The 23573-nt window shown below is 58.7% G+C and carries 35 protein-coding genes; 1 reads left to right on the plus strand and 34 read right to left on the minus strand.

Going from position 1 to position 23573, the window contains the following annotated elements; all coding sequences use genetic code 11:
* Window positions 1-163: 163 nt before the first annotated feature.
* Window positions 164-733: a single-stranded DNA-binding protein gene (gene ssb, locus OP494_RS15315; protein WP_280542121.1), complete on the minus strand. Its 570-nt coding sequence runs from the start codon at window positions 731-733 to the stop codon at window positions 164-166.
* Between the two features lie 33 nt (window positions 734-766).
* Complete coding sequence (locus OP494_RS15320; RefSeq protein WP_280542123.1) at window positions 767-2149, minus strand: MFS transporter; 1383 nt, start codon at window positions 2147-2149, stop codon at window positions 767-769.
* A 245-nt stretch (window positions 2150-2394) separates the two neighbouring features.
* On the opposite strand from OP494_RS15320, the gene uvrA reads away from it, so the two are divergent.
* Window positions 2395-5265, plus strand: coding sequence for an excinuclease ABC subunit UvrA (gene uvrA / locus OP494_RS15325; protein WP_280542125.1), 2871 nt, complete (start codon window positions 2395-2397; stop codon window positions 5263-5265).
* An 87-nt stretch (window positions 5266-5352) separates the two neighbouring features.
* Here the strand turns inward: uvrA and rplQ are convergent, their stop codons facing one another.
* The 32 genes from rplQ to rpsL all read right to left on the minus strand — a co-directional run bounded on the left by rplQ (window position 5353) and on the right by rpsL (window position 23534).
* Window positions 5353-5736 carry a 50S ribosomal protein L17 gene (gene rplQ / locus OP494_RS15330; protein WP_040239371.1) on the minus strand — a complete coding sequence of 128 codons (384 nt, stop codon included), beginning with the start codon at window positions 5734-5736 and terminating at the stop codon, window positions 5353-5355.
* A 39-nt stretch (window positions 5737-5775) separates the two neighbouring features.
* Window positions 5776-6774 carry a DNA-directed RNA polymerase subunit alpha gene (gene rpoA, locus OP494_RS15335; RefSeq protein WP_040239374.1) on the minus strand — a complete coding sequence of 333 codons (999 nt, stop codon included), beginning with the start codon at window positions 6772-6774 and terminating at the stop codon, window positions 5776-5778.
* A gap of 91 nt (window positions 6775-6865) precedes the next feature.
* On the minus strand, window positions 6866-7486 hold the full coding sequence (gene rpsD, locus OP494_RS15340; protein ID WP_040239375.1) for a 30S ribosomal protein S4: 621 nt from the start codon (window positions 7484-7486) through the stop codon (window positions 6866-6868).
* 12 nt (window positions 7487-7498) lie between these two features.
* Window positions 7499-7885: a 30S ribosomal protein S11 gene (rpsK, locus tag OP494_RS15345; protein ID WP_011505752.1), complete on the minus strand. Its 387-nt coding sequence runs from the start codon at window positions 7883-7885 to the stop codon at window positions 7499-7501.
* A 38-nt stretch (window positions 7886-7923) separates the two neighbouring features.
* Window positions 7924-8280: a 30S ribosomal protein S13 gene (rpsM, locus tag OP494_RS15350; RefSeq protein ID WP_040239380.1), complete on the minus strand. Its 357-nt coding sequence runs from the start codon at window positions 8278-8280 to the stop codon at window positions 7924-7926.
* 122 nt (window positions 8281-8402) lie between these two features.
* On the minus strand, window positions 8403-8516 hold the full coding sequence (rpmJ, locus tag OP494_RS15355; protein WP_075369409.1) for a 50S ribosomal protein L36: 114 nt from the start codon (window positions 8514-8516) through the stop codon (window positions 8403-8405).
* 31 nt (window positions 8517-8547) lie between these two features.
* Window positions 8548-9879 (minus strand): preprotein translocase subunit SecY, encoded by a 1332-nt coding sequence (gene secY, locus OP494_RS15360; RefSeq protein WP_040239383.1) that lies wholly within the window; start codon window positions 9877-9879, stop codon window positions 8548-8550.
* Window positions 9879-10313, minus strand: a complete 435-nt coding sequence (rplO, locus tag OP494_RS15365; protein WP_040239384.1) for a 50S ribosomal protein L15 — start codon at window positions 10311-10313, stop codon at window positions 9879-9881. Before rplO ends, secY begins: the two co-directional genes overlap by 1 nt.
* A gap of 3 nt (window positions 10314-10316) precedes the next feature.
* Window positions 10317-10502 (minus strand): 50S ribosomal protein L30, encoded by a 186-nt coding sequence (gene rpmD / locus OP494_RS15370; RefSeq protein WP_040239387.1) that lies wholly within the window; start codon window positions 10500-10502, stop codon window positions 10317-10319.
* Window positions 10503-10508: 6 nt separating this feature from the next.
* The gene (gene rpsE, locus OP494_RS15375) at window positions 10509-11009 is read right to left on the minus strand and encodes a 30S ribosomal protein S5 (protein WP_040239388.1); all 501 of its coding nucleotides are present in this window, start codon (window positions 11007-11009) and stop codon (window positions 10509-10511) included.
* 11 nt (window positions 11010-11020) lie between these two features.
* Window positions 11021-11371 (minus strand): 50S ribosomal protein L18, encoded by a 351-nt coding sequence (gene rplR / locus OP494_RS15380; RefSeq protein WP_040239390.1) that lies wholly within the window; start codon window positions 11369-11371, stop codon window positions 11021-11023.
* A 9-nt stretch (window positions 11372-11380) separates the two neighbouring features.
* Entirely contained in the window at window positions 11381-11911 is a 531-nt protein-coding gene (rplF, locus tag OP494_RS15385) for a 50S ribosomal protein L6 (RefSeq protein ID WP_040239393.1), read from the minus strand.
* A 9-nt stretch (window positions 11912-11920) separates the two neighbouring features.
* Window positions 11921-12313, minus strand: coding sequence for a 30S ribosomal protein S8 (gene rpsH, locus OP494_RS15390; RefSeq protein ID WP_040239394.1), 393 nt, complete (start codon window positions 12311-12313; stop codon window positions 11921-11923).
* A 28-nt stretch (window positions 12314-12341) separates the two neighbouring features.
* Complete coding sequence (gene rpsN / locus OP494_RS15395; RefSeq protein WP_040239397.1) at window positions 12342-12647, minus strand: 30S ribosomal protein S14; 306 nt, start codon at window positions 12645-12647, stop codon at window positions 12342-12344.
* A 10-nt stretch (window positions 12648-12657) separates the two neighbouring features.
* Window positions 12658-13197: a 50S ribosomal protein L5 gene (gene rplE, locus OP494_RS15400; protein WP_040239400.1), complete on the minus strand. Its 540-nt coding sequence runs from the start codon at window positions 13195-13197 to the stop codon at window positions 12658-12660.
* An 18-nt stretch (window positions 13198-13215) separates the two neighbouring features.
* Window positions 13216-13530: a 50S ribosomal protein L24 gene (gene rplX / locus OP494_RS15405; protein ID WP_246976039.1), complete on the minus strand. Its 315-nt coding sequence runs from the start codon at window positions 13528-13530 to the stop codon at window positions 13216-13218.
* 14 nt (window positions 13531-13544) lie between these two features.
* Window positions 13545-13916: a 50S ribosomal protein L14 gene (gene rplN, locus OP494_RS15410; protein WP_040239405.1), complete on the minus strand. Its 372-nt coding sequence runs from the start codon at window positions 13914-13916 to the stop codon at window positions 13545-13547.
* Between the two features lie 51 nt (window positions 13917-13967).
* Entirely contained in the window at window positions 13968-14228 is a 261-nt protein-coding gene (gene rpsQ, locus OP494_RS15415) for a 30S ribosomal protein S17 (protein ID WP_040239407.1), read from the minus strand.
* 1 nt (window position 14229) lies between these two features.
* Window positions 14230-14421 (minus strand): 50S ribosomal protein L29, encoded by a 192-nt coding sequence (rpmC, locus tag OP494_RS15420; protein WP_011505737.1) that lies wholly within the window; start codon window positions 14419-14421, stop codon window positions 14230-14232.
* Window positions 14421-14834, minus strand: coding sequence for a 50S ribosomal protein L16 (rplP, locus tag OP494_RS15425; RefSeq protein ID WP_011505736.1), 414 nt, complete (start codon window positions 14832-14834; stop codon window positions 14421-14423). The genes rpmC and rplP overlap by 1 nt, the downstream gene beginning before the upstream one ends.
* Window positions 14835-14848: 14 nt before the next feature.
* The gene (gene rpsC / locus OP494_RS15430; RefSeq protein ID WP_178999553.1) at window positions 14849-15547 is read right to left on the minus strand and encodes a 30S ribosomal protein S3; all 699 of its coding nucleotides are present in this window, start codon (window positions 15545-15547) and stop codon (window positions 14849-14851) included.
* An 11-nt stretch (window positions 15548-15558) separates the two neighbouring features.
* Complete coding sequence (gene rplV, locus OP494_RS15435; protein ID WP_246901017.1) at window positions 15559-15891, minus strand: 50S ribosomal protein L22; 333 nt, start codon at window positions 15889-15891, stop codon at window positions 15559-15561.
* A gap of 18 nt (window positions 15892-15909) precedes the next feature.
* Window positions 15910-16185, minus strand: a complete 276-nt coding sequence (rpsS, locus tag OP494_RS15440; RefSeq protein ID WP_011505733.1) for a 30S ribosomal protein S19 — start codon at window positions 16183-16185, stop codon at window positions 15910-15912.
* A gap of 34 nt (window positions 16186-16219) precedes the next feature.
* Complete coding sequence (gene rplB, locus OP494_RS15445; protein ID WP_075369414.1) at window positions 16220-17050, minus strand: 50S ribosomal protein L2; 831 nt, start codon at window positions 17048-17050, stop codon at window positions 16220-16222.
* 16 nt (window positions 17051-17066) lie between these two features.
* Entirely contained in the window at window positions 17067-17363 is a 297-nt protein-coding gene (gene rplW, locus OP494_RS15450) for a 50S ribosomal protein L23 (protein WP_040239417.1), read from the minus strand.
* Window positions 17360-17968, minus strand: a complete 609-nt coding sequence (gene rplD, locus OP494_RS15455) for a 50S ribosomal protein L4 (RefSeq protein WP_040239419.1) — start codon at window positions 17966-17968, stop codon at window positions 17360-17362. Before rplD ends, rplW begins: the two co-directional genes overlap by 4 nt.
* 14 nt (window positions 17969-17982) lie before the next feature.
* On the minus strand, window positions 17983-18621 hold the full coding sequence (rplC, locus tag OP494_RS15460) for a 50S ribosomal protein L3 (protein ID WP_075369415.1): 639 nt from the start codon (window positions 18619-18621) through the stop codon (window positions 17983-17985).
* Between the two features lie 130 nt (window positions 18622-18751).
* Window positions 18752-19063, minus strand: coding sequence for a 30S ribosomal protein S10 (rpsJ, locus tag OP494_RS15465; RefSeq protein WP_011505728.1), 312 nt, complete (start codon window positions 19061-19063; stop codon window positions 18752-18754).
* A gap of 153 nt (window positions 19064-19216) precedes the next feature.
* Entirely contained in the window at window positions 19217-20410 is a 1194-nt protein-coding gene (gene tuf, locus OP494_RS15470; RefSeq protein WP_280542141.1) for an elongation factor Tu, read from the minus strand.
* A 29-nt stretch (window positions 20411-20439) separates the two neighbouring features.
* Window positions 20440-22560: an elongation factor G gene (gene fusA / locus OP494_RS15475; RefSeq protein WP_280542143.1), complete on the minus strand. Its 2121-nt coding sequence runs from the start codon at window positions 22558-22560 to the stop codon at window positions 20440-20442.
* A gap of 18 nt (window positions 22561-22578) precedes the next feature.
* The gene (gene rpsG, locus OP494_RS15480) at window positions 22579-23049 is read right to left on the minus strand and encodes a 30S ribosomal protein S7 (protein ID WP_040239431.1); all 471 of its coding nucleotides are present in this window, start codon (window positions 23047-23049) and stop codon (window positions 22579-22581) included.
* 110 nt (window positions 23050-23159) lie between these two features.
* Window positions 23160-23534, minus strand: coding sequence for a 30S ribosomal protein S12 (gene rpsL, locus OP494_RS15485; protein WP_040239433.1), 375 nt, complete (start codon window positions 23532-23534; stop codon window positions 23160-23162).
* Window positions 23535-23573 lie beyond the last annotated feature (39 nt).

Raw genomic sequence — 23573 nt, forward strand, 5'->3', positions numbered from 1 at the left:
GACACTGAGGCTAGTAGGGAATATCTCCGTATGCAAACAAGTGTGATGTTATGTGTCTTTGCGTATCCATGACAATCTGAGAGCCTTTCCTCCAAAGCCGACATAAAAAAGCCCCGTTAAACGGGGCTCTACAAGCGTCTATCGACTTATCACGTCGGCAACGCTAGAACGGGATCTCGTCGTCGAAGTCATCGAAGTTGCCGGGATTGGGAGCACCGTAATTACCTTGCTGGCCACCCTGCTGGGGCGGCTGTTGCTGAGGTGCCTGCTGCTGCGGGGGCGGGCCGCCTTGTGGCTGGCCGTAGCCACCGCCCTGCTGCGCCGCAGCGCCTTGCCCCATGCCTTGCTGAGGCGCATTTTGCGGGGGTTGGGCATAGTCGCCGCCACCCTGGCCGCTACGCGAGTCCAGCATCTGCATGTCGTTGGCGACGATCTCGGTGGAATACCGATCCTGACCGTCCTGGCCCTGCCACTTACGCGTCTGCAGGCGGCCTTCGACATAAATACGCGAGCCTTTCTTCACGTACTGCTGGGCGATTTCCGCCAGCTTGTTGAACATCACCACCGTATGCCATTCGGTACGCTCCTGGCGCTGACCGCTCTGACGGTCGGTCCAGGTATCGGTGGTCGCGATGCGTAGATTGCACACCGGATTACCGGAAGGTAAAAAGCGGACTTCCGGGTCCTGACCGAGATTGCCGATCAGGATGACCTTGTTCACGCCGCGCGCCATGTGAGTCTCCTTGAAATAGTCCCGCGCCCGTAATCAGGCGCTCTTGTGATCTCGCTGGGATCCGAGGACGCGTTCTAACGCCTCGGCATCCAGTCGCTGACGGTCGACCTTGAGGTAGGCGACACGCTCGTCGGGCACCACCATGACATCCTCGACGCCGGCCACGGCGGCGAATCGCTCCATCAGTGTATCCATCGTGCCCATCGAGCGCTCGTCCAGGGCGACGATCTCGCTCGAGAGGTGGCGGGGTGCCGGCATCTTCCAGACAATCGCCAACCATACCGCACCCAGCAACGTTGCGCCCAGAAAGACCGCATCCAGGCCGAAGTGTTGGGAGAGGAAGCCTCCCGCCGTTCCGCCCAGGAAAGCGCCCAGAAACTGGCTGGTGGAGTACACCCCCATCGCCGTGCCCTTGGCGCCCGCCGGGGCCAGTTTGCTGATCATCGACGGCAGCGTGGCTTCCAACAAGTTGAAGGCCACGAAGAATCCCCAGAGCAGCGAGAACAGCGCCCAACGCCCATCGGAAAACTCCACCAGCCCCGCCAGACACAGCGTCAGCCATGCCACGGCGCCGATGAAGATCGGTTTCATCTTGCGGTACTTTTCGGCCACGATCACCAGCGGCACCATGGCCACAAAGGCCAGCGCCATGATCGGCAGATAGACCCAGCCATGATGCGCCGGCGCAATGCCCAAGGCTTCCAAGCGAAAGGGCACGGCCACGAAGCAGGCGGTCAGGATGGCGTGCAGGGCGAAGATCGAGAAATCCAAGCGCAACAGATCACGCCGTGCCAGCATCGCGCGGAGTTGAGTGCGGTCGAGCCCGACATCGCGATGCGACACCAAACGTGGTGCCCGCGGGACCAGCCGCCACAGCACCAACATCCCCACCGCCGCAAGTGCGGCCGTGAACCAGAACACGCCGGCCAAGCCGTAAGGGTCGGCGACCAAGGGACCCACGACCATCGCCACGCCAAACGCGATGCCGATCGACAGCCCGATGGTCGCCATCGCCGCCGTACGCACCTCTTCGCGGGTCTGATCGGCTAGCAGCGCCATGATCGCGCCCGCAACCGCGCCGCTGCCTTGCAGGCAGCGCCCGGCGATTACCCAGCCGATCGAGGTCGCCTGGGCGGCGACCACACTGCCCAGCAGAAACAACAAGAGCCCGATACTGATGATGAGCTTGCGGCCGAACCGATCCGACAGCAGCCCGAAGGGAATTTGTAGAATCGCCTGTGTCAGGCCGTAACCACCCAGCGCCATTCCCACCAGTAAGGGAGTCGCGCCATCCAGGCCCTCGGCATACAGCGCCAGGACCGGCAATACCATGAAAAGCCCGAGCATGCGTGTCGCATATAAGCTAGCGAGGCCGAAAATGGCACGCCGCTCGGTGTGAAGCAATGATGAAGACATGATTGAGTCGCGTCGTTGAAGAGAAGAAACGTTCGATACCGAAACCGGCCCATGAGGCCTTGCCGCAAGGGGCCGTGACGAACCAACACCTCGGCGTCTCGCACGCGCGCAGACGCCGACCAAGCGCATTTTACCGACTGCCTGCCTGTCAAGGAAAGGACGCGCTTTGCCCGGACTCCACTGCACCCTCTATAATCGATCCTTTGACCGCGCCACCGCCACGGCGCAACCGGCACGAGGTGGGCATGGACAGAATTCTGGTCAGGGGTGCACGCACCCACAATTTGCAGAACATCGACGTCGAACTACCGCGCAACAAGTTGATCGTCATTACCGGCTTGTCCGGTTCCGGCAAGTCATCGCTGGCCTTCGACACCCTCTACGCAGAGGGGCAGCGTCGCTATGTGGAGTCCCTCTCCACGTACGCCCGCCAATTCCTGTCGATGATGGAAAAGCCCGATGTCGACCACATCGAAGGGCTCTCGCCCGCGATTTCCATCGAGCAGAAGTCGACGTCCCACAACCCACGTTCGACGGTCGGCACGATCACCGAGATCCACGATTACCTGCGCCTGCTCTATGCCCGCGCGGGGACGCCACGCTGCCCCGATCACGATATCGACCTCGAAGCGCAAACCGTCTCACAAATGGTCGACCAAGCTCTGGCATTGCCCGAAGGCAGCAAGCTGATGCTGCTGGCGCCGGTCATTAGTGGCCGCAAGGGCGAACACCAGCAACTACTGGCCGAGCTACGTGCCCAAGGCTACGTCCGCGCCATGGTCGACGGCCAGGCCGTGGAACTCGATGAGCTCGGTCCGCTCGACAAGAACAAGAAACACGACATCAGCGTCGTGGTAGATCGTATCAAGGTACGCGAGGGGCTGGCCCTGCGCCTGGCCGAGTCGTTTGAAACTGCGCTCGGCCTGTCCGACGGCATCGCCATCCTTCACGATATGAATGGCGCGCGCGACGACATCGTCTTTTCGGCACGCTTCGCCTGCCCGGTGTGCGGCTACTCGATTGCCGAGCTCGAGCCGCGGCTGTTCTCGTTCAACAACCCCGCCGGTGCTTGCCCGACCTGCGACGGTCTCGGTGTGCGGCAGTATTTCGATCCCGATAAACTGATCAGCCACCCCGAGTTGTCGCTGGCCGAAGGCGCCATCAAGGGCTGGGATCGGCGTAGCGTGTATTACTTCAACCAGCTTCAGGCGGTCGCCGAGCACTATCGTTTCGCGCTGGAAACGCCCTGGCAGGATCTTGCCCGGCACGAGCGCGACGTGGTGTTGCACGGTAGCGGACAGGACCAGATCGCCTTCAGCTACGTCAACGACCGGGGCCGCAAGGTCACGCGCGAACATGCCTTCGAGGGTGTCCTCCCCAACATGGAGCGGCGTTACCGCGAAACCGAGTCGAGCATGGTGCGAGAAGACCTCGCCAAGCACCTGGCAGTGCGGTCCTGCCCATCTTGCCAAGGGACCCGGCTACGCAAGGAAGCCCGCCATGTTTATATTGACGGGCGTCCTCTCCCCGAGGTCTCGCAACTGCCCATCGGCGAGGCCTGGCATTATTTCGTGGCGCTGGAACTGCCGGGCCGCAAGGGTGAAATCGCCGCCAAGATCCTCCACGAGATCCACTCTCGCCTGGAGTTCCTGGTTAATGTGGGGCTCGACTACCTGACCCTCGAACGCAGCGCCGACACCCTCTCCGGCGGCGAGGCACAGCGCATTCGCCTGGCCAGCCAGATCGGCGCCGGGCTGGTTGGGGTCATGTACATCCTCGATGAGCCATCCATTGGCCTGCACCAGCGCGACAACGACAGGCTGCTTCAGACGCTCGAGCATCTTCGCGATCTCGGCAATACGGTCATCGTCGTCGAGCACGACGAGGAAGCGATCCGTGCAGCGGACCACGTGCTCGATATTGGCCCCGGTGCCGGTGTGCACGGCGGTCGTATCGTCGCCCAGGGCACCCCCGAGCAGATAACCCAATGCGAAGCCTCACTGACCGGCCAGTACCTCTCGGATCGGCGGCGTATCGAGATGCCCCCGTACCGTATCCCCGGCAATCCAGAGAAGATGCTGCGCCTCACCGGTGCTAACGGCAACAACCTGCAGGATGTCACGCTCGAGCTACCCTTGGGCCTTTTCGTGTGCGTGACGGGGGTGTCCGGCTCAGGTAAGTCGACGCTGATCAATTCGACGCTGATGCCCGTCGCCACGCGCGAGCTCAACCGCGCGACGAGCCTCACGCCCGCGCCTTACAAGCACATCGAAGGGCTGGATTTGCTCGACAAGGTCATCGACATCGATCAGAGCCCGATCGGGCGGACGCCACGTTCCAACCCGGCCACCTATACCGGCATTTTCACACCGATTCGAGAGCTCTTCGCGGGCACCCAGGAGGCACGCTCACGTGGCTACAAACCGGGGCGATTCAGTTTCAACGTCAAGGGCGGACGCTGCGAAGCCTGCCAAGGCGAGGGACTGATCAAGGTCGAGATGCACTTTTTGCCCGACATCTATGTACCCTGCGACGTCTGCAAGGGCAAACGCTATAACCGCGAAACCCTGGAGATTCAATACAAGGGCAAGAACATCCATGAGGTGCTGGAAATGACCATCGAGGAGGCATTGGAGTTCTTCTCGCCGGTCCCGGCGCTTGCCCGGCGCTTGCAGACCCTGATGGATGTCGGCCTGTCATACGTGCGCCTGGGGCAAAGCGCGACCACCCTTTCCGGCGGCGAGGCGCAGCGCGTCAAGCTCGCCCGCGAGTTGGCCAAACGCGATACTGGGAAGACGCTCTACATTCTCGACGAACCCACTACCGGCCTGCACTTCGAAGATATCCGGCAATTACTGGGTGTCCTGCATCGCTTGCGCGATCATGGCAACACCATCGTGGTCATCGAGCACAATCTCGATGTGATCAAGACCGCCGACTGGCTTATCGACCTTGGCCCGGAGGGTGGTTCCGGCGGGGGACGCATCATCGCCGAGGGGACGCCAGAGCAAGTCGCCAAGATGGACGTCTCGCACACCGGGCGCTTCCTGGAGCCGATCCTGGCCAAGCGCACAACCGCCAAAGCAACGCGCGAAACGAGTACTACCGAGACCTGACCTCAATACCGGCTATCAACAACGCATAAAAAAGCCGGCCCCGAGGGGCCGGCTTTATTGTGCCGAGATGGCGAAGCCTGGCGAAGATTACTCTTCGGCGGCTTCCTCTACGACCGGACGGTCGACCAGCTCAACATAAGCCATCGGCGCATTGTCACCAGTGCGGAAACCGCACTTGAGAATACGCACATAGCCGCCCGGGCGCTCGACGTAACGTGGGCCCAGCTCGTTGAAGAGCTTACCGACCGTTTCTTTGGAACGGGTGCGGTTGAAGGCCAGACGGCGGTTGGCGACGCTGTCCTGCTTGGCCAGAGTAATCAGCGGCTCGACGTGACGACGCAACTCCTTGGCCTTGGGCAGGGTAGTCTTGATGACTTCGTGCTCGACTAGCGACACACACATGTTCTTGAACATGGCATGGCGATGCGAGCTCGTACGATTGAGGTGACGACCACTCTTACGATGACGCATGGTTGAAATTCCTTACCAAACTGGGACTCGAGTCGGCGCTCACGCAGAGGCCTTGTCGTCCTTCAGGCTCGCCGGCGGCCAGTTTTCCAGCCGCATGCCGAGGGAAAGACCGCGCGCTGCCAGAACATCCTTGATCTCGTTCAAGGATTTCTTGCCGAGGTTCGGCGTCTTCAACAGCTCCACTTCGGTACGCTGAATCAGATCACCGATATAATAGATATTCTCGGCTTTCAAGCAGTTGGCGCTGCGAACGGTCAACTCGAGATCGTCTACGGGGCGCAGTAGAATCGGATCGATCTGATCCTCTTCTTCTTCGACTTCCTGTTCCTTGTCGGCTTCGAGGTCGACGAACGCGCCCAACTGCTCTTGCAGAATAGTCGCGCTACGACGAATCGCCTCTTCCGGATCCAAGGTGCCGTCGGTTTCCAAGTCGATAATCAGCTTATCGAGATCGGTACGCTGTTCGACACGCGCGGCTTCCACGGAGTAAGACACACGACGCACCGGGCTGAAAGTCGCATCCAACTGGAGGCGACCGATCGCGCGCGATTCGTCTTCCTCAGAAGCACGGGTATCCGCCGGCTCATAGCCACGACCGCGGACCACCTTGAGCTCCATTTTCAGCTCGCCGCTGTCGTTGAGGTGCGCGATAACGTGATCCGGGTTGATGACGTCGACGTCATGATCGACGGCGATATCGCCCGCGGTCACCACACTCGGACCCTGCTTGCTCAGCGTCAGAACCACTTCGTCACGGCCATGCATCTTGATGGCGACGTCCTTGAGGTTCAGGAGAATTTCGATGACGTCTTCTTGGACGCCCTCGATGGCGCTGTACTCGTGTAGAACGCCTTCAATCTCCGCTTCCACAATGGCGCAACCGGGCATGGAAGACAGCAGGATGCGACGCAGAGCATTCCCCAGGGTATGGCCGAAACCACGCTCGAACGGCTCGAGCACGATCTTCGCATGATTCGCGTTGATCTCTTCGACCTTGATGTCGCGAGGACGGAGAAACTCTGTCACTGAACGCTGCATAAGAACACCTTTCAGGCTGCCAAACGGATACTCGGTACTCGAAACCAGGCCCTGGCATGGGGCCTGGCGGCATCACGCAGTGGCTGCATGATTACTTCGAGTACAGCTCGACGATCAGGTTTTCGTTGATGTCGGCAGACAGGTCGCCGCGTTCCGGGACAGCCTTGAAAGTGCCTTCCATCTTCTTGGAGTCGACGTCGATCCAAGTCACATCGCCACGGTTGGCGGCGATTCCCAGGGCGTTTTGAATACGCGCCTGGTTCTTGGACTTTTCACGAACGGACACCACGTCACCCGGCTTGACCTGATAGGAAGCCACGTTGACGCTACGGCCATTCACGGCGATTGCCTTGTGGCTGACCAACTGACGCGCTTCGGAGCGCGTGGAGCCGAAGCCCATACGGTAGACGACATTGTCCAGTCGGGATTCGAGGAGCTGCAACAACAACTCGCCGGTCGCGCCCTTGAGGCGGGCCGCTTCCTTGTAGTAGTTGCGGAACTGCTTCTCGAGTACGCCATACATGCGGCGTACTTTCTGCTTCTCACGAAGCTGCAAGCCGTAGTCGGAAAGACGCTGACGGCGCTGGCCGTGGACACCCGGGATCTGCTCGGATTTGCACTTTTTCTCGAAGGGAGTAACACCGCTCTTCAAAAAGAGGTCGGTGCCTTCACGACGAGACAGTTTGCACTTCGGTCCAATATAACGTGCCATGAATCTGTCTCCTTAAACGCGGCGTTTCTTCGGCGGACGGCAGCCGTTATGGGGAACGGGCGTCGCGTCGGTAATGCTCTGCACGCGGAAACCCGCAGCATTGAGCGCACGCACGGCGGATTCACGGCCGGGACCGGGTCCCTTGACCAGCACGTCGACGTTTTTCACACCATACTCGGCTGCAGCAGTCGCTGCACGTTCGCTTGCTACTTGAGCAGCGAACGGGGTGCTCTTACGAGAACCACGAAAACCCGAACCACCGGCAGTCGCCCAAGAAAGAGCGTTGCCCTGGCGGTCTGTGATCGTCACGATCGTGTTGTTAAAAGAGGCATGGATGTGGGCAACCGCATCCACTACCTGCTTTTTCACCTTTTTACGGTTACTACGCGGGTTAGCCATGTTGATGTCTATTCCTGTCTTAACGCCAGAACTGCGTTTTATTTGCGAATCGGCTTACGCGGTCCCTTACGGGTACGCGCATTGGTCTTGGTACGCTGACCACGCAGCGGAAGACCACGACGATGACGCAGACCACGATAGCAACCCAGGTCCATGAGACGCTTGATGTTAAGCGTCGTATCACGGCGAAGGTCGCCTTCAACGGTATACTTGCCGACTTCGTTACGCAGGACATCCACCTGGTCGGCGGACAGCTCCTGCACTTTCGTCGTCGGCGCGATGCCGGTAGCGACGCAGATTTCCTGCGCACGCGTACGGCCAATCCCGAAGATGTAAGTCAGCGAGATCGCCGCATGCTTGTTGTCCGGGATATTGACGCCTGCAATACGGGCCATCAGCTTACTCCGAATGTTGAGCGGCTTGCTCGTTTAGTCGTCTATAAGGGCGCAATAGCATACCCCTTTGTCTCCTTGGAGACAAGGGGTATGCCTACACCCGCTTTTAAGTCAGCGCAGGATCAACCCTGGCGCTGCTTATGCCGCGGTTCGCTACAGATGACACGAATCGCGCCATTGCGCCGAATGATCTTGCAGTTACGGCACATTTTCTTGACGGAAGCTCGAACTTTCATCGTTCTCTCCAAAAAACCTAGCGGGGCTCGTTTAACGCAGGATACCGCCGCTGCCATAGCCTTTCAGGTTGGACTTCTTCATCACCGATTCATATTGATTCGACATCAGATGCGACTGCACCTGGGCCATGAAGTCCATGACCACCACTACCACGATGAGCAAGGAAGTGCCGCCAAAGTAGAAAGGCACTTGCCAGGCCACCACGAGGAACTGGGGCATCAGGGAAACTGCGGTGATGTACAAGGCGCCGAAAAGCGTCAGACGTGTCATGACCTTATCGACATAGCGGGACGTTTGCTCACCCGGACGAATTCCCGGTAGAAACGCTCCCGACTTCTTCAGGTTGTCGGCGACATCCTTGGGATTGAAGACCAACGCCGTGTAAAAGAAGCAGAAGAATAGCACCGCCGCCGCGAAAAGCAAGATGTACAGCGGCTGCCCCGGCCCAAGCGCTTGCGACACCGTCTGCAGCCAGGCCATGTTCTGCCCGTCACCGATCCATTGGCCAATCGAGGCCGGAAACAGCAAGATACTGGAGGCAAAGATCGGCGGAATGACACCGGCCATGTTGACCTTCAGCGGCAGATAGCTGCTCTGCCCGGCATACATCTTGTTGCCTACCTGACGACGCGGATAATTCACCTTGATCCGTCGCTGGCCACGTTCGATGAAGACCACGAATGCAACGGTCGCGATCCCCAGGACTGCCAAAGACAGCAGCGGCAAGATATTCCAGGCCCCATCGTTTCGCGCCAGCTCGAAAGACTGGCCGATAGCGCTCGGAAGACCCGCCACGATACCCGCGAAGATGATAAGGGAAATGCCGTTACCAATACCTTTTTCGGTGATCTGCTCTCCCAGCCACATCAGGAACACGGCACCCGCGACAAACGTCACGATTGCTGTGAAGTAGAAGCTGAGATCGCCGCTATAGGCGACGCCCTGTCCGACCAGACCGACTGCCATGCCGGTCGCTTGGATCAATGCCAGCAGCACCGTACCGTAGCGCGTGTACTGGTTGATCTTGCGCCGGCCAGCCTCACCTTCCTTCTTCAGCTGTTCCAGCTGAGGCGAGACCGCCGTCAGGAGCTGCATGATGATCGACGCGGAGATATACGGCATGATCCCCAGCGCAAAAATACTCATGCGCGACAGCGCACCACCCGAAAACATGTTGAACATGCCCAAGATGGTGCCCTGATTTTCCCTGAACAAGGCAGCAAGCTGGTCAGGATTGATGCCAGGCACCGGAATATGGGCACCGATACGGTACACCACGATGGCGATGAACACGAAACGCAAACGCGCCCAAAGTTCACTCAGACCACTTCCACTGGCCGGCATGTTTCCTGACTTAGCCATTAGTCCTCTACCTTGCCACCGGCAGCTTCGATCGCGCCACGGGCACCCTTGGTGACCTTGAGACCACGAACCGTGACTGCTTTGTTCAGTTCACCGGAGAGAATCACCTTCGCGTACTTGGTATTATCCTTGAGTACGTTGGCTTTCTTAAGGCTATCCAGATCGACGATATCACCGTCGATCTTGCCCAACTCCGCCACGCGCACCTCTTCGGATGCCAGCGACTTGATGGACGTGAAACCGTATTTCGGCAGACGACGCTGCAATGGCATCTGACCGCCTTCGAAACCGGGCTTCACGGACCCACCGGAGCGTGACTTCTGGCCTTTGTGGCCACGGCCGCCGGTCTTACCCAGACCGGAGCCAATGCCACGACCGACGCGCTTCTCGGCGTGCTTCGAGCCCAGTGCTGGACTCAGACTATTGAGTTTCATGGATTACTCTCCCTCAACACGCACAAGGTAATTAACCTTGTTGACCATACCGCGTACGGCGGGGGTGTCTTCCAGCTCAACCGTGTGACCGATGCGGCGCAGGCCCAAGCCACGAATAGTGGCCTTGTGCTTTTCCAGAATGCCGATGGTACTACGAGTCTGGGTAACCTTGATCGTTGCTGCTGCCATGATGCCTTACCCCGCGAGCTCTTCGACGGACATACCACGCTTAGCGGCAATATCCTCCGGAGACTGCATGGCGGCGAGACCTTTGATAGTCGCGCGCACCACGTTCACCGGGTTGGTGGAACCGTAGCACTTGGCGAGAACGTCATGGACGCCTGCCAGTTCGAGTACGGAGCGCATGGCACCGCCAGCAATGATGCCGGTACCTTCAGACGCCGGCTGCATGAACACCTTGGAGGCGCCATGACGGGCCTTCGTGGGGTACTGCAGCGTAGAGCCGCTGAGACTTACCTTCACCATGTTGCGGCGAGCCTGATCCATCGCCTTCTGAATCGCGACTGGCACTTCACGTGCTTTGCCGCGGCCGAAGCCGACGCGACCGTTGCCATCGCCAACGACGGTCAGTGCGGTGAAGCCGAAAATACGACCACCTTTCACAACCTTGGCGACGCGGTTTACCTGCACGAGTTTCTCTTGCAGATCGCCGCCCTTCTGTTCGTTATTCGCCATCGTAAAACCCTTTAGAATTCCAGGCCGCCTTCACGAGCGGCATCTGCCAGGGCCTTGATACGACCGTGGTATTTAAACCCGGCACGATCAAAGGCCACTTCGGTGATGCCCGCTTCCTTTGCGCGTTCGGCAATCAGAGCGCCCACCTTGGAGGCGGCGTCCGCATTGCCCGTGGATCCTTCACGCAGGCTCTTATCGAGCGTGGATGCGCTGGCCAGTACTTGGCCGCCATCCGGCGAAATGATCTGCGCGTAGATGTGGCGCGGCGTGCGGTTGACGCACAAGCGAGACACGCCAAGCTCGCGGATCTTGGCGCGAGCGCGGCGGGCACGACGGAGACGAGATTCTTTCTTCGCGTTCATAACCCTGCCTTACTTCTTCTTGGCTTCTTTGCGGCGGACTTCTTCGTCGCCATACCGAATCCCTTTGCCCTTGTAGGGCTCGGGGGGACGGAAGGCACGAATTTCCGCTGCGACCTGGCCGAGCTTCTGCTTGTCCGCGCTTTTCAGCACGATCGTGGTGTTCTTCGGCGTTTCAGCCGTCACACCTTCAGGCAGCGTATACTCGACGGGGTGCGAGAAGCCTAATGTCAGGTTGAGTGTGTTGCCGCTTGATTGCGCGCGGTAACCGACACCGTTGATCTCGAGAGACTTACTAAAGCCTTCCGAAACGCCAGTAACGAGGTTCTGTACCAGCGCACGGGTGGTTCCGACCATCGCCCAGCTTTTGGCGGACTCGCTCGGATTAAATGTCAGTTGGCCTTCTTCCTGGCCCACGGTGACATCGGAATGCACGGTCATGGAGAGCGTGCCCTGACCGCCCTTGACGGTCAGCTTGTTAGCCTCGAGTTTGACCTCGACGCCACTCGGTAGTTTCACCGGATATTTGGCTACGCGGGACATTCCAAACTCCTAGAATACGGTGCAGATGACTTCACCACCGACACCGGCCTGACGCGCCGCACGATCGGTCATCACGCCCTGAGAAGTGGTGACGATCGCGATGCCCAGACCATCCGCGACTTTCGGCAGCGTGTCCTTGCCCTTGTAAGAGCGCAGGGACGGCTTGGAAAAGCGCTGAATGTGCTCGATGACCGGCTTACCCTCGAAGTACTTGAGAGTAACGGTCAGCTGGGGCTTGGCGCCTTCCGTGACAGTGAAGTCGTGGATATAGCCCTCTTGCTTCAATACGCGAGCCACCTCGACCTTGAGGTTGGAAGACGGCATGGAAACCGTCTCCTTGGTGGCCATCTGCGCATTGCGGATACGGGTAAACATATCCGCCAGAGTATCTTGCATGCTCATTACGTTGCGCTCCTGATTCTCGCGTAGCTTACCAACTGGACTTCTTGAGCCCAGGTACGTCGCCACGCATGGCGGCTTCACGCAGTTTATTGCGGCCCAAGCCGAACTTGTTGTAGAAGCCGTGCGGACGACCGGTGACGCGGCAGCGATTACGCTGACGCACCGGGCTGGAATCGCGCGGCAACTCCTGAAGTTTCAGTTGGGCGTCGAAGCGCTCTTCATCAGAAGCGTTGACGTCATAGATGACGGCCTTGAGCTCGGCACGCTTGGCCGCGTACTTATCTACCAGCTTCGCGCGCTTGAGCTCACGCTCAATCATGCTTTTCTTTGCCATGATCCCACCCTTATTTCTTGAACGGGAAGTTCAGCGCGCTCAGCAGCGCACGGCCTTCTTCATCGGTGTTGGCAGTAGTGGTGATTGTGACATCCAACCCGCGAATACGATCAATCTTATCATATTCGAGCTCGGGAAAGATGATCTGTTCACGCACACCCATTGAGTAGTTGCCACGACCATCGAAGGACTTGGGGTTCAGACCGCGAAAGTCACGAACGCGCGGAATCGCGACGTTCACGAGACGATCGAGGAAATCCCACATCCGTTCGCGACGTAAAGTCACCTTGATGCCGATCGGCCAGCCCTCGCGGACCTTGAAGCCTGCGATTGACTTGCGCGCCTTGGTCACTACCGGCTTCTGACCGGAGAGTTTCTCCAGGTCGCCGACGGCGTTGTCGATCAGCTTTTTATCGCTGGTCGCATCGCCGATGCCCATGTTGAGGGTCACCTTGGTGATCCGAGGGATCTGCATCACGTTGGCATAGCTGAACTGCTCTTGGAGCTGAGCTGCCACCTCGTTCTGATAACGTTCTTTCAAGTTCGCCATTTTGCTACCCGACTCGCGTTAGGCGTCGATCTGCTTTTGCGTCGACTTGTAGATACGTACCTTGGTACCGTCTTCCTGAATCTGGAAGCCGACGCGATCCGCCTTACCGGTCTCCTGATTGAAGATGGCCACGTTGGATCCGTGAATCGGGGCCTCACGCTCGACGATACCCCCCTGCTTGCCTTGCATGGGGTTAGGCTTGGTGTGACGTTTGATCATATTCACACCGGACACGACATAGGTTCCGTTTAGGACCCGCTTAATCGTGCCGCGCTTGCCCTTGTCCTTGCCGGCAATGACGATTACTTCGTCGTCACGTTTAATCTTTCGCATATCCGCCTCGCTCCTCACAGCACTTCAGGCGCTAGGGAAATGATCTTCATGAACTTCTCGTTGCGAAGCTCACGCGTAACCGGCCCGAAGATACGGGTACCGATCGGCTGCTCGTTGGCGTTTTGCAACAGAACGGCCGCATTTCCATCGAAGCGGATCAGTGAACCGTCTGTGCGACGGACACCACTCTTGGTACGTACAACGACGGCCTTGAGAACTTGGCCTTTTTTGACCTTGCCTCGCGGAATCGCTTCCTTGACCGTCACTTTGATGACGTCACCAACACGGGCGTAACGGCGGTGAGAACCGCCCAGCACCTTGATGCATTGCACCCGGCGCGCGCCGCTGTTGTCGGCGACATCCAGCATTGTCTGCGTCTGAATCATCGGTTTTCTCCAAACCTAAACTGACTGCACTGGTGAAAGGCTCTGGCCTGCTCAGCCCTTGGCCTGCTCGACCACCTCGACCAGCGTCCAGGCTTTCAACTTGGAGATCGGGCGGCACTCTTCGATAGAGACCGTATCCCCGACCTTCGCCTGATTCGCCTCGTCATGGGCGTGCAGTTTGGTGGAGCGCTTCACGTACTTGTCGTAAATCGGATGCCGGACACGGCGCTCGACCTGAACGACGACGGACTTGTCCATCTTATCGCTCACGACCTTGCCATTCAGTGTGCGGGCATTATTTTCTTCAGCCATCTCAGTCACCTGCCTTCTCATTGAGCACAGTCTTAACGCGAGCGATATCGCGACGCACCTGCTTGAGCAGATGGGTCTGGCTCAGCTGGCCGGTGGCCTTCTGCATGCGCAGGTTGAACTGCTCCCGGAGGAGCTCGAGCAGCTGCTGCTGAAGCGCTTCGACTGATTTTTCACGAATTTCCTGGGCTTTCATCACATCACCGTCCGTTTCACAAAGGTGGTGGAGACCGGGAACTTCTGGGCGGCCAGGTCAAAAGCCTCACGCGCCAGCTCCTCGGAAACGCCTTCGATCTCGTAGAGCACCTTGCCGGGCTGGATTTGGGCGACCCAATATTCAACGGAGCCCTTACCCTTACCCATACGGACTTCCAGCGGCTTCTCGGTAATCGGCTTATCCGGGAAGACACGGATCCAGATCTTGCCACCACGCTTGACGTGACGCGTAATAGCGCGGCGGCCGGCTTCGATCTGGCGAGCGGTGATACGTCCGCGACCGGTGGCTTTCAGGCCATACTCGCCGAAGCTCACCTTGCTTCCGCGATGCGCCAGACCGCGGTTACGGCCTTTTTGCACCTTGCGAAATTTCGTACGCTTGGGTTGTAACATCGATCACTCTCCCCTTACTTGGAACCTTTCTTCTTGGGCCCCGGTGCCTGCGCTTGTTTCTGCTTGGCACGCACTTCCTCGATGCCGCCGAGGATCTCACCCTTGAAGACCCACACTTTGACGCCGATAACGCCGTAAGTGGTGTGCGCTTCGTAAGTGGCGTAATCGATGTCGGCGCGCAGCGTGTGCAGCGGCACGCGACCTTCGCGATACCATTCAGTACGCGCGATTTCCGCACCACCAAGACGCCCTGACAGCTGGATCTTGATGCCGCCTGCGCCTAGACGCATGGCGTTCTGTACGGCGCGCTTCATGGCACGACGGAACATCACGCGGCGCTCGAGCTGGCCGCACACGTTCTGTGCGACGAGTTGAGCGTCGAGTTCCGGCTTGCGGATTTCCTCGATGTTGACGTGCACCGGCACGCCCATCATCTCGGAGACATCGCGACGCAGGCGATCGACGTCCTCGCCCTTCTTACCAATCACGATGCCCGGACGGGCCGTGTGAATGGTGATGCGTGCGTTATTTGCTGGACGCTCGATGGTGATGTCGCTCACGGAGGCGTTCTTCAAACGCTGCTCCAGGAAACGGCGCACTTCGAGGTCATTATTCAGCTTATCGGCATAAGCACCACGCTCGGCGTACCAGACGGAGCGGTGATCCTTAACGATGCCTAGCCGAATACCTGTCGGATTTACTTTCTGACCCATCTGGTCGACTCCTACTTCTCGGCTACCTTGACGGTGATGTGGCAGGTGCGCTTCAAAATGCGATCCGCACGGCCCTTGGCGCGAGGCTGGATGCGCTTAAGCGTCATGCCCTCATCGACGCAGATGGTCGAGACACGCAGCTCGTCGATGTCCATGCCATTGTTTTCTTCCGCATTCGCGATGGCGGACTGAAGCACTTTCTTGACGATCTTCGCCGCTTTCTTCGGCGAATACGTCAATGAATCCAGTGCTTCGGCGACCGGCTTACCGCGCACCAGGTCAGCCACCAAACGGGCCTTCTGGGCGGATAAACGAGCGCCACGCAGCTTTGCAGTGACTTCCATCTCTCTAACCTCTCTGGCTTACCGTTTGGCTTTCTTGTCCGCCGCATGGCCGCGATAGGTGCGGGTGGCAGCGAATTCGCCCAGCTTGTGGCCAACCATTTCCTCGGAGACATGCACCGGGACGTGTTGGCGACCGTTATGGACTGCAATGGTGAGCCCGACCATATTGGGCAGGATCATGGAGCGACGCGACCAGGTCTTGATCGGTTTGCGATCGCTCTTCTCCACTGCAGTCTCAACCTTCTTCAACAGATGAAGGTCAATAAAGGGACCTTTCTTCAGTGAACGTGGCACAGCCGTTACCTCTTAATGTCTTGGCGTTAGATGCTTACTTCCGAGCCTTGCGGCGACGGACGATCAGCTTGTCGGTGCGCTTGTTCTTGCGGGTCTTATGGCCCTTGGTGGGGATACCCCACGGGCTGACCGGGTGACGGCCACCGCTGGAGCGGCCTTCACCACCACCATGCGGATGGTCGACCGGGTTCATCGCGACACCGCGAACCGTCGGGCGCACACCTCTCCAGCGCTTTGCACCGGCCTTGCCAAGTTGACGGAGGCTGTGCTCGGAATTGCCCACTTCACCCAAGGTCGCACGGCATTCCGCCAGAATCTTGCGCATCTCGCCGGAACGTAGACGCACAGTGGCGTAGTTGCCTTCACGTGCTACCAACTGGGCGCTGGCACCGGCACTCCGCGCGATCTGAGCACCCTTGCCGGGCTTCATCTCGATGCAGTGCACGGTAGACCCTACCGGAATGTTACGCAGCGGCAGCGCGTTACCACGCTTGATCGCTGCATTGACGCCGGACTCCAAGCGATCGCCCGCTTTCACGCCACGCGGAGCGATGATGTAGCGACGCTCGCCATCCAGGTACTTGAGCAGCGCAATATTGGCGCTACGATTGGGATCGTATTCAAGGCGCTCAACGACGGCGGCAACGCCATCCTTGGCACGTTTGAAATCGATCACACGATAGTGCTGACGGTGACCACCCCCGACATGACGGGTAGTGATACGACCGTTATTGTTACGACCGCCGCTCTTGGATTTCTTTTCCAATAGGCCGGCATAAGGGCGGCCCTTGTAGAGCTCGTCGTTGACGACTTTGATGACGTGACGACGACCGGCGGACGTGGGTTTGGTCTTAACAACTGCCATGATCCGTACTCCTGCCTTACTCGGCGCCAGAGAAGTCTTCGAGAGTCTCGCCGGCCGCCAGCGTGACGTATGCCTTGCGATATCCCTTGCGCAGACCAACACCGTGCTGCGTGCGCTTGGTCTTACCCTTGACATTCAAGACCTGCACACCGGCGACCTTCTTCTCGAAGAGCGCTTCGACGGCTTTCTTGATCTCGGGCTTGGTCGCGTCCTGGGCCACCTTGAACACGTACTGGTTGTTTTCGGCGGCGAATGCGGCCTTCTCGGTCATATGAGGCCCGAGCAGAACCTTGAATACGCGTTCCTGGTTCATCCCAGCTTCTCCTCGAATTTACGCAGAGCGGAAACGGTGACCAGCACCTTGTCAAAGGCAACCAGGCTCACCGGATCGGCAGCCGCGACATCCACTACATCGACGTAGGGAATGTTACGCGCGGCGAGAAACAGCTTTTCGTCGATATCTTCGGTGACGATCAGCGCTTTCTCGAGATCCAGGTCCTTCAGCTTGGCAATCAGCTGCTTGGTCTTGGGGGCATCCACCGCAATGCTGTCAACAACGACCAGACGTTCCTGACGCACCAGCTCGGAGAGAATCGAGCGCATGGCCGCGCGGTACATCTTGCGGTTGACTTTCTGGGTGTAGTCTTGCGGGCGCGCCGCAAAGGTCACACCACCACTACGCCACAGCGGCGAGCGGATAGTGCCGGCACGCGCACGGCCGGTTCCTTTTTGACGCCACGGCTTCTTGCCGCCGCCACGTACTTCGGCGCGAGTCTTCTGTGCACGAGTCCCCTGGCGACCGGCTGCGAAGTACGCAGTCACGACCTGGTGGACCAGCGACTCATTAAACTCTTTACCGAAGGTAGCGTCTGACACTTCGACAGTGCCGGCTTCGGCACCTGCGAGATTCAAATTCATCGGTCTCATACCCCTCAGCGAGCTTTAACGGCACTGCGTACGATGACTTCGCAGTCGGTCGCACCCGGCACGGCGCCTTTGACCAGCAGCAAATTACGCTCGGCATCGACGCGCACGATTTCCAGGCTCTGGACGGTGACACGCTCATTGCCCATCTGACCGGCCATCTTCTTGCCCTTGAAGACGCGACCTGGCGTCTGGCACATACCGATGGAGCCCGGTGCACGGTGCGCAAGCGAGTTGCCGTGGCCATTGTCTTGGGTGCGGAAATTCCAGCGCTTGACGGCGCCCTGGAAGCCCTTGCCTTTAGAGGTACCAGTCACATCGACTTTCTGACCGGCTTCAAAGAGGGATACGGTGATGTTGCCGCCCACTTCAGGAGTGTCTTCGCCTTCTGCGAGACGAAACTCCATCAATGCACGACCGGCCTCGACACCTGACTTGGCATACTGCCCTGCGGCAGCCTTGGTCAGATGCTTGGCCTTGCGGGAACCCGAAGTCACCTGAATCGCGCTATAGCCGTCGGTTTCGACAGTCTTGACGCGAGTCACGCGATTCGGCTCGACCTCGATAACGGTTACGGGCACGGAGGCGCCATTCTCGGTAAAGATGCGGGTCATGCCGCTCTTCTTACCGACCAAACCGATAGTCATGTTCAGTCTCCTTTAGTGTACGGGGCTATCACCCGCTATGGCTGCCCTTTCCAGAGCATTCCACTAGCACATTGTGTGACGCCGTCCCGGCGTGGCGACCTTGTGGAAAAGCCGCTAGTGACTAGTGTGGTCAGTCGAGCTTGATTTGCACATCCACGCCAGCGGCGAGGTCGAGCTTCATCAGCGCGTCTACGGTTTTTTCCGTGGGTTCGACAATGTCGAGCACACGCTTGTGAGTGCGAATCTCGTACTGATCGCGCGCGTCCTTGTTGACGTGCGGCGAGATCAATACGGTATAGCGCTCGCGATTAGTCGGTAGTGGGATCGGACCACGGACCTGAGCACCCGTACGCTTCGCGGTATCCACGATTTCTTGCGCGGACTGGTCAATCAGGCGATGGTCAAAGGCCTTCAACCGAATGCGAATCTTTTGGTTCTGCATTAGCCTTAAACTCCAATGGATGTCGACGGCGCGAGCCGTCTACCCACGCATTCAAAGGATGCGCATTATAGGCAGGCTGACAGTGACTGTCAAACATGCACAGAAAGGGGGCTCCCCAAAGGAGCCCCCTTCGATCATCGAAGGGCGGAACCCTTACTTGACGATCTTGGCGACAACACCGGCACCCACGGTACGTCCACCTTCGCGAACCGCGAAGCGCAGGCCGTCTTCCATGGCGATCGGCGCGATCAGCGTCACAGTCATCTGGACGTTGTCGCCCGGCATGACCATTTCGACGCCTTCCGGCAGTTCACAAGTACCGGTCACATCAGTGGTCCGGAAGTAGAACTGCGGACGGTAGCCCTTGAAGAACGGCGTATGACGACCGCCTTCTTCCTTGGACAGCACGTAAACTTCGGCTTCGAAGGTAGTGTGGGGCTTGATGGTACCCGGCTTGGCCAATACCTGGCCACGCTCGACGTCGTCACGCTTGGTGCCACGCAGCAGCGCACCAATGTTCTCGCCAGCACGACCTTCGTCGAGCAACTTGCGGAACATCTCAACACCGGTAACGGTCGTCTTGACGGTGTCCTTGAGACCCACGATCTCGACTTCTTCACCGCTCTTGACGATACCGCGCTCGACACGACCAGTCACAACAGTACCGCGACCGGAAATCGAGAACACGTCCTCGATCGGCATCAGGAACGGCTGATCGATGGCACGCTCCGGCTCCGGAATATACGCGTCCAGGGCTTTGATCAGGTTGGCAACGGCGGTGGTACCCATGCCATTGTCATCCTTGCCTTCCAGCGCCATCAGCGCGGAACCGATGATGATCGGCGTATCGTCGCCCGGGAAGTCGTACTCGTTGAGGAGCTCACGAACTTCCATCTCGACCAGCTCGAGCAGTTCTTCGTCATCGACCATGTCGGCCTTGTTCAGGAACACGACGATGTACGGAACGCCGACCTGGCGAGACAGCAGGATGTGCTCGCGCGTCTGCGGCATGGGGCCATCAGCGGCGCTGCAGACCAGGATAGCACCATCCATCTGGGCGGCGCCGGTGATCATGTTCTTGACGTAGTCAGCGTGCCCCGGGCAGTCGACGTGCGCGTAATGGCGCACTTCAGACTGGTATTCGACGTGAGCAGTCGCGATGGTGATACCGCGCTCACGCTCTTCCGGCGCATTATCGATCGTATCGAATTCGCGCCAGTCGCCGCCGAAAACCTCTGCGGAAACGCGAGTCAGTGCCGCAGTCAGCGTGGTCTTGCCATGGTCGACGTGACCGATGGTACCGACGTTGATATGCGATTTGTTACGTTCAAATTTTTCCTTAGCCACTGCTATAACCTCTTTACGTTAGCTAACGGTTAACCATTCTGGTTGATGACGGCTTCAACGACGCTGGAGGGCGCCTCTTCATAATCCGCAAACTCCATAGTGTAGCTTGCGCGGCCCTGGGTCTGAGAACGCAAATCGGTCGCGTAACCGAACATCTCAGCCAGCGGCACCGTGGCGCGGATAATCTTGCCAGACGGCGAGTCATCCATGCCCTGAACGAGGCCACGGCGGCGGTTAATATCGCCCATGACATCCCCCATGAACTCTTCGGGAGTCACGACCTCAACCTTCATCACCGGCTCCAGCAGCACGGCCTTGGCCTTCGGCGCGCCTTCCTTGATCGCCATGGAAGAGGCAACCTTGAACGCAGTCTCGTTCGAGTCCACGTCATGGTAGGAACCATCGAACAGCGTGACCTTGACGTCAATCATCGGGTAACCCGCGATGACCCCGTTCTGCAGCTGCTCATAGGCCCCTCTCTCGACGGCCGGCACGTATTCCTTGGGAACCACACCACCGACGATTTCGGAGGCGAACTTGAAGTTCATGTCTTCGTCTTCGCCTTTGTCTTCGGCCGTCAGCGGCTCGATACGCAGCAGCACGTGACCGTACTGACCACGACCGCCCGACTGACGAACGAACTTGCCTTCCTGCTCGACACTGGCGCGAATCGTTTCGCGGTAGGCTACCTGCGGCTTACCGATATTGGCGTCGACTTTGAATTCGCGACGCAGACGATCGACGATGATGTCGAGGTGAAGCTCGCCCATGCCAGAAATGATCGTCTGACCGGTTTCCTCGTCGGTTTTGACGCGGAAAGAAGGATCTTCCTGAGCCAGTTTGCCCAGCGCGGTCCCCATCTTCTCCTGGTCGGGCTTGGATTTCGGCTCCACGGCGACCGAGATCACCGGATCCGGAAATTCCATGCGCTCAAGAATGATCTTGTCATGCAGATCGCAGAGCGTGTCACCAGTGGTGACATCCTTGAGACCGATGCACGCGGCGATATCGCCCGCGTAGACTTCCTTGATCTCCTCGCGTGAATTGGAGTGCATCTGGACGATACGGCCCACGCGCTCCTTCTTGCTCTTCACGGAATTGAAGATGCTATCACCGGACTTGAGCACACCCGAGTAGACGCGGATAAAGGTCAGCGTACCGACGAATGGGTCAGTGGCGATCTTGAAAGCCAGCGCGGCGAAGGGAGCCTTATCGTCAGCTTCACGCGTGGCGATAGTGCCATCCTTGTCGTCAAGCTCACCTTCGATGGCCTTGACTTCGGTCGGTGACGGCATGTATTCGATCACGCCATCGAGTACCGCCTGGACGCCCTTGTTCTTGAACGCGCTACCGCACGTCACCAGAACGATTTCGTTATCCAGGGTACGGCGACGCAAGCCAGCCTTGATGTCCGCCTCGGAGAGAGCCCCCTCTTCGAGGTACTTGTCCATCAACTCTTCAGACGCTTCGGCGGCGGCTTCGACCATCGCCTCGCGATACTCCTCGGCGGTTTCCTTAAGCTCATCGGGAATGTCGACCAGCTCATAGTTCATGCCGTGGTTGGCTTCGTCCCAGAGAATACCCTTCATCTGGATCAGGTCGATAACCCCTTTGAAGTTATCTTCCGCGCCCCAGTTGATCTGGATCGGAACGGTATTGGCCCCCAGCTTCTGCTTGAGCTGGTTGAGTACCATGAAGTAATCGGCGCCGGCACGGTCCATCTTGTTGACGAACACCATGCGCGGAACTTCATACTTATTGGCCTGGCGCCAAACCGTTTCGGTTTGCGGCTGTACACCGGAAGAGCCACAAAGCACAACGACGGCACCGTCGAGGACACGCAAGGAACGCTCGACTTCGATCGTGAAGTCAACGTGCCCCGGTGTATCGATGATATTGATACGATGCTCATCGAACTGCTTGCTCATCCCCTGCCAGAAACAGGTGGTCGCAGCAGAGGTGATTGTGATACCACGCTCCTGCTCCTGCTCCATCCAGTCCATGGTGGCGGCACCATCATGAACTTCGCCGACCTTGTGCGACAGGCCGGTATAGAACAGGACACGCTCGGTAGTGGTAGTCTTCCCGGCGTCGACGTGAGCCACGATACCGATATTACGGTAGCGATTAAGCGGAGTCTTGCGTGCCACGATGGAATACCCCGTTGGTTAGAAGCGGTAGTGAGAGAAGGCCTTGTTGGCATCTGCCATGCGATGCACGTCTTCACGCTTCTTCACAGCAGCACCCTTGCCTTCGGCGGCGTCCAGCATTTCGCCAGCGAGGCGCTGCACCATGGTCTTCTCACCACGACTGCGCGCCGCATCCACCAGCCAACGCATGGCCAGGGCCTGGCGGCGAGAAGGACGGACTTCCACGGGCACCTGATAGGTCGCACCGCCAACGCGGCGAGACTTGACCTCAACCATCGGCTGGATCGTTTCCAGCGCCTTGTCGAAGATTTCCAGCGGCTCATCCTTGCTACGTTCGGCAACCCTGTCCAGCGCACCATAGACGATACGCTCAGCTACAGATTTCTTGCCGCTGATCATCAGGTGGTTCATGAACTTGGCCAGACGCTCACTTCCGAATTTCGGATCCGGGAGGATTTCGCGTTTGGCGATAACTCTTCTTCTAGGCATGATAAGCCCTCGTTTCGAAGGGTCCTTCAGGTAAACTCGAGACGACGCATCGCGCGCTCGACCTTACTCTTATCTGACCGACAACAGTTGAAGCCCTGATCGCTTTGCGATCAAGACTTGGGACGTTTGGTACCGTACTTGGAACGGCCCTGACGGCGATTCTGAACACCAGAAGTATCCAGCGCGCCGCGAACGGTGTGATAACGCACACCCGGCAAGTCTTTTACACGACCGCCGCGAATCAGGACCACAGAGTGTTCCTGCAGGTTGTGACCTTCACCGCCGATGTAGGAAGCGACTTCGTAGCCATTCGTCAGGCGCACACGGCAGACCTTACGCAGCGCCGAGTTCGGCTTCTTCGGGGTGGTGGTGTATACACGGGTGCAAACCCCGCGCTTTTGCGGGCAAGACTGCAGCGCCGGCACGTCGCTCTTGGCGGCCGGGCGCTTGCGCGGCTTGCGCACGAGCTGATTGATCGTTGCCATATCTGTAGCTGACTCCAATGGTTGCCAAACCTTTCAACA

Source organism: Chromohalobacter sp. 11-W (assembly GCF_029889905.1).
GTDB lineage: Bacteria > Pseudomonadota > Gammaproteobacteria > Pseudomonadales > Halomonadaceae > Chromohalobacter.

Excerpts from the sequence above, each read along its gene's own strand:
- ssb (WP_280542121.1), bottom strand. The coding sequence starts at position 733 with ATGGCGCGCGGCGTGAACAAGGTCATCCTGATCGGCAATCTCGGTCAG.
- OP494_RS15320 (WP_280542123.1), bottom strand. The coding sequence starts at position 2,149 with ATGTCTTCATCATTGCTTCACACCGAGCGGCGTGCCATTTTCGGCCTC.
- uvrA (WP_280542125.1), top strand. The coding sequence starts at position 2,395 with ATGGACAGAATTCTGGTCAGGGGTGCACGCACCCACAATTTGCAGAAC.
- rplQ (WP_040239371.1), bottom strand. The coding sequence starts at position 5,736 with ATGCGTCATCGTAAGAGTGGTCGTCACCTCAATCGTACGAGCTCGCAT.
- rpoA (WP_040239374.1), bottom strand. The coding sequence starts at position 6,774 with ATGCAGCGTTCAGTGACAGAGTTTCTCCGTCCTCGCGACATCAAGGTC.
- rpsD (WP_040239375.1), bottom strand. The coding sequence starts at position 7,486 with ATGGCACGTTATATTGGACCGAAGTGCAAACTGTCTCGTCGTGAAGGC.
- rpsK (WP_011505752.1), bottom strand. The coding sequence starts at position 7,885 with ATGGCTAACCCGCGTAGTAACCGTAAAAAGGTGAAAAAGCAGGTAGTG.
- rpsM (WP_040239380.1), bottom strand. The coding sequence starts at position 8,280 with ATGGCCCGTATTGCAGGCGTCAATATCCCGGACAACAAGCATGCGGCG.
- rpmJ (WP_075369409.1), bottom strand. The coding sequence starts at position 8,516 with ATGAAAGTTCGAGCTTCCGTCAAGAAAATGTGCCGTAACTGCAAGATC.
- secY (WP_040239383.1), bottom strand. The coding sequence starts at position 9,879 with ATGGCTAAGTCAGGAAACATGCCGGCCAGTGGAAGTGGTCTGAGTGAA.
- rplO (WP_040239384.1), bottom strand. The coding sequence starts at position 10,313 with ATGAAACTCAATAGTCTGAGTCCAGCACTGGGCTCGAAGCACGCCGAG.
- rpmD (WP_040239387.1), bottom strand. The coding sequence starts at position 10,502 with ATGGCAGCAGCAACGATCAAGGTTACCCAGACTCGTAGTACCATCGGC.
- rpsE (WP_040239388.1), bottom strand. The coding sequence starts at position 11,009 with ATGGCGAATAACGAACAGAAGGGCGGCGATCTGCAAGAGAAACTCGTG.
- rplR (WP_040239390.1), bottom strand. The coding sequence starts at position 11,371 with ATGAACGCGAAGAAAGAATCTCGTCTCCGTCGTGCCCGCCGCGCTCGC.
- rplF (WP_040239393.1), bottom strand. The coding sequence starts at position 11,911 with ATGTCCCGCGTAGCCAAATATCCGGTGAAACTACCGAGTGGCGTCGAG.
- rpsH (WP_040239394.1), bottom strand. The coding sequence starts at position 12,313 with ATGAGCATGCAAGATACTCTGGCGGATATGTTTACCCGTATCCGCAAT.
- rpsN (WP_040239397.1), bottom strand. The coding sequence starts at position 12,647 with ATGGCAAAGAAAAGCATGATTGAGCGTGAGCTCAAGCGCGCGAAGCTG.
- rplE (WP_040239400.1), bottom strand. The coding sequence starts at position 13,197 with ATGGCGAACTTGAAAGAACGTTATCAGAACGAGGTGGCAGCTCAGCTC.
- rplX (WP_246976039.1), bottom strand. The coding sequence starts at position 13,530 with ATGCGAAAGATTAAACGTGACGACGAAGTAATCGTCATTGCCGGCAAG.
- rplN (WP_040239405.1), bottom strand. The coding sequence starts at position 13,916 with ATGATTCAGACGCAGACAATGCTGGATGTCGCCGACAACAGCGGCGCG.
- rpsQ (WP_040239407.1), bottom strand. The coding sequence starts at position 14,228 with ATGGCTGAAGAAAATAATGCCCGCACACTGAATGGCAAGGTCGTGAGC.
- rpmC (WP_011505737.1), bottom strand. The coding sequence starts at position 14,421 with ATGAAAGCCCAGGAAATTCGTGAAAAATCAGTCGAAGCGCTTCAGCAG.
- rplP (WP_011505736.1), bottom strand. The coding sequence starts at position 14,834 with ATGTTACAACCCAAGCGTACGAAATTTCGCAAGGTGCAAAAAGGCCGT.
- rpsC (WP_178999553.1), bottom strand. The coding sequence starts at position 15,547 with ATGGGTCAGAAAGTAAATCCGACAGGTATTCGGCTAGGCATCGTTAAG.
- rplV (WP_246901017.1), bottom strand. The coding sequence starts at position 15,891 with ATGGAAGTCACTGCAAAGCTGCGTGGCGCTCGTTTATCCGCCCAGAAG.
- rplB (WP_075369414.1), bottom strand. The coding sequence starts at position 17,050 with ATGGCAGTTGTTAAGACCAAACCCACGTCCGCCGGTCGTCGTCACGTC.
- rplW (WP_040239417.1), bottom strand. The coding sequence starts at position 17,363 with ATGAACCAGGAACGCGTATTCAAGGTTCTGCTCGGGCCTCATATGACC.
- rplD (WP_040239419.1), bottom strand. The coding sequence starts at position 17,968 with ATGAATTTGAATCTCGCAGGTGCCGAAGCCGGCACTGTCGAAGTGTCA.
- rplC (WP_075369415.1), bottom strand. The coding sequence starts at position 18,621 with ATGACTATCGGTTTGGTCGGTAAGAAGAGCGGCATGACCCGCATCTTT.
- rpsJ (WP_011505728.1), bottom strand. The coding sequence starts at position 19,063 with ATGCAGAACCAAAAGATTCGCATTCGGTTGAAGGCCTTTGACCATCGC.
- rpsG (WP_040239431.1), bottom strand. The coding sequence starts at position 23,049 with ATGCCTAGAAGAAGAGTTATCGCCAAACGCGAAATCCTCCCGGATCCG.
- rpsL (WP_040239433.1), bottom strand. The coding sequence starts at position 23,534 with ATGGCAACGATCAATCAGCTCGTGCGCAAGCCGCGCAAGCGCCCGGCC.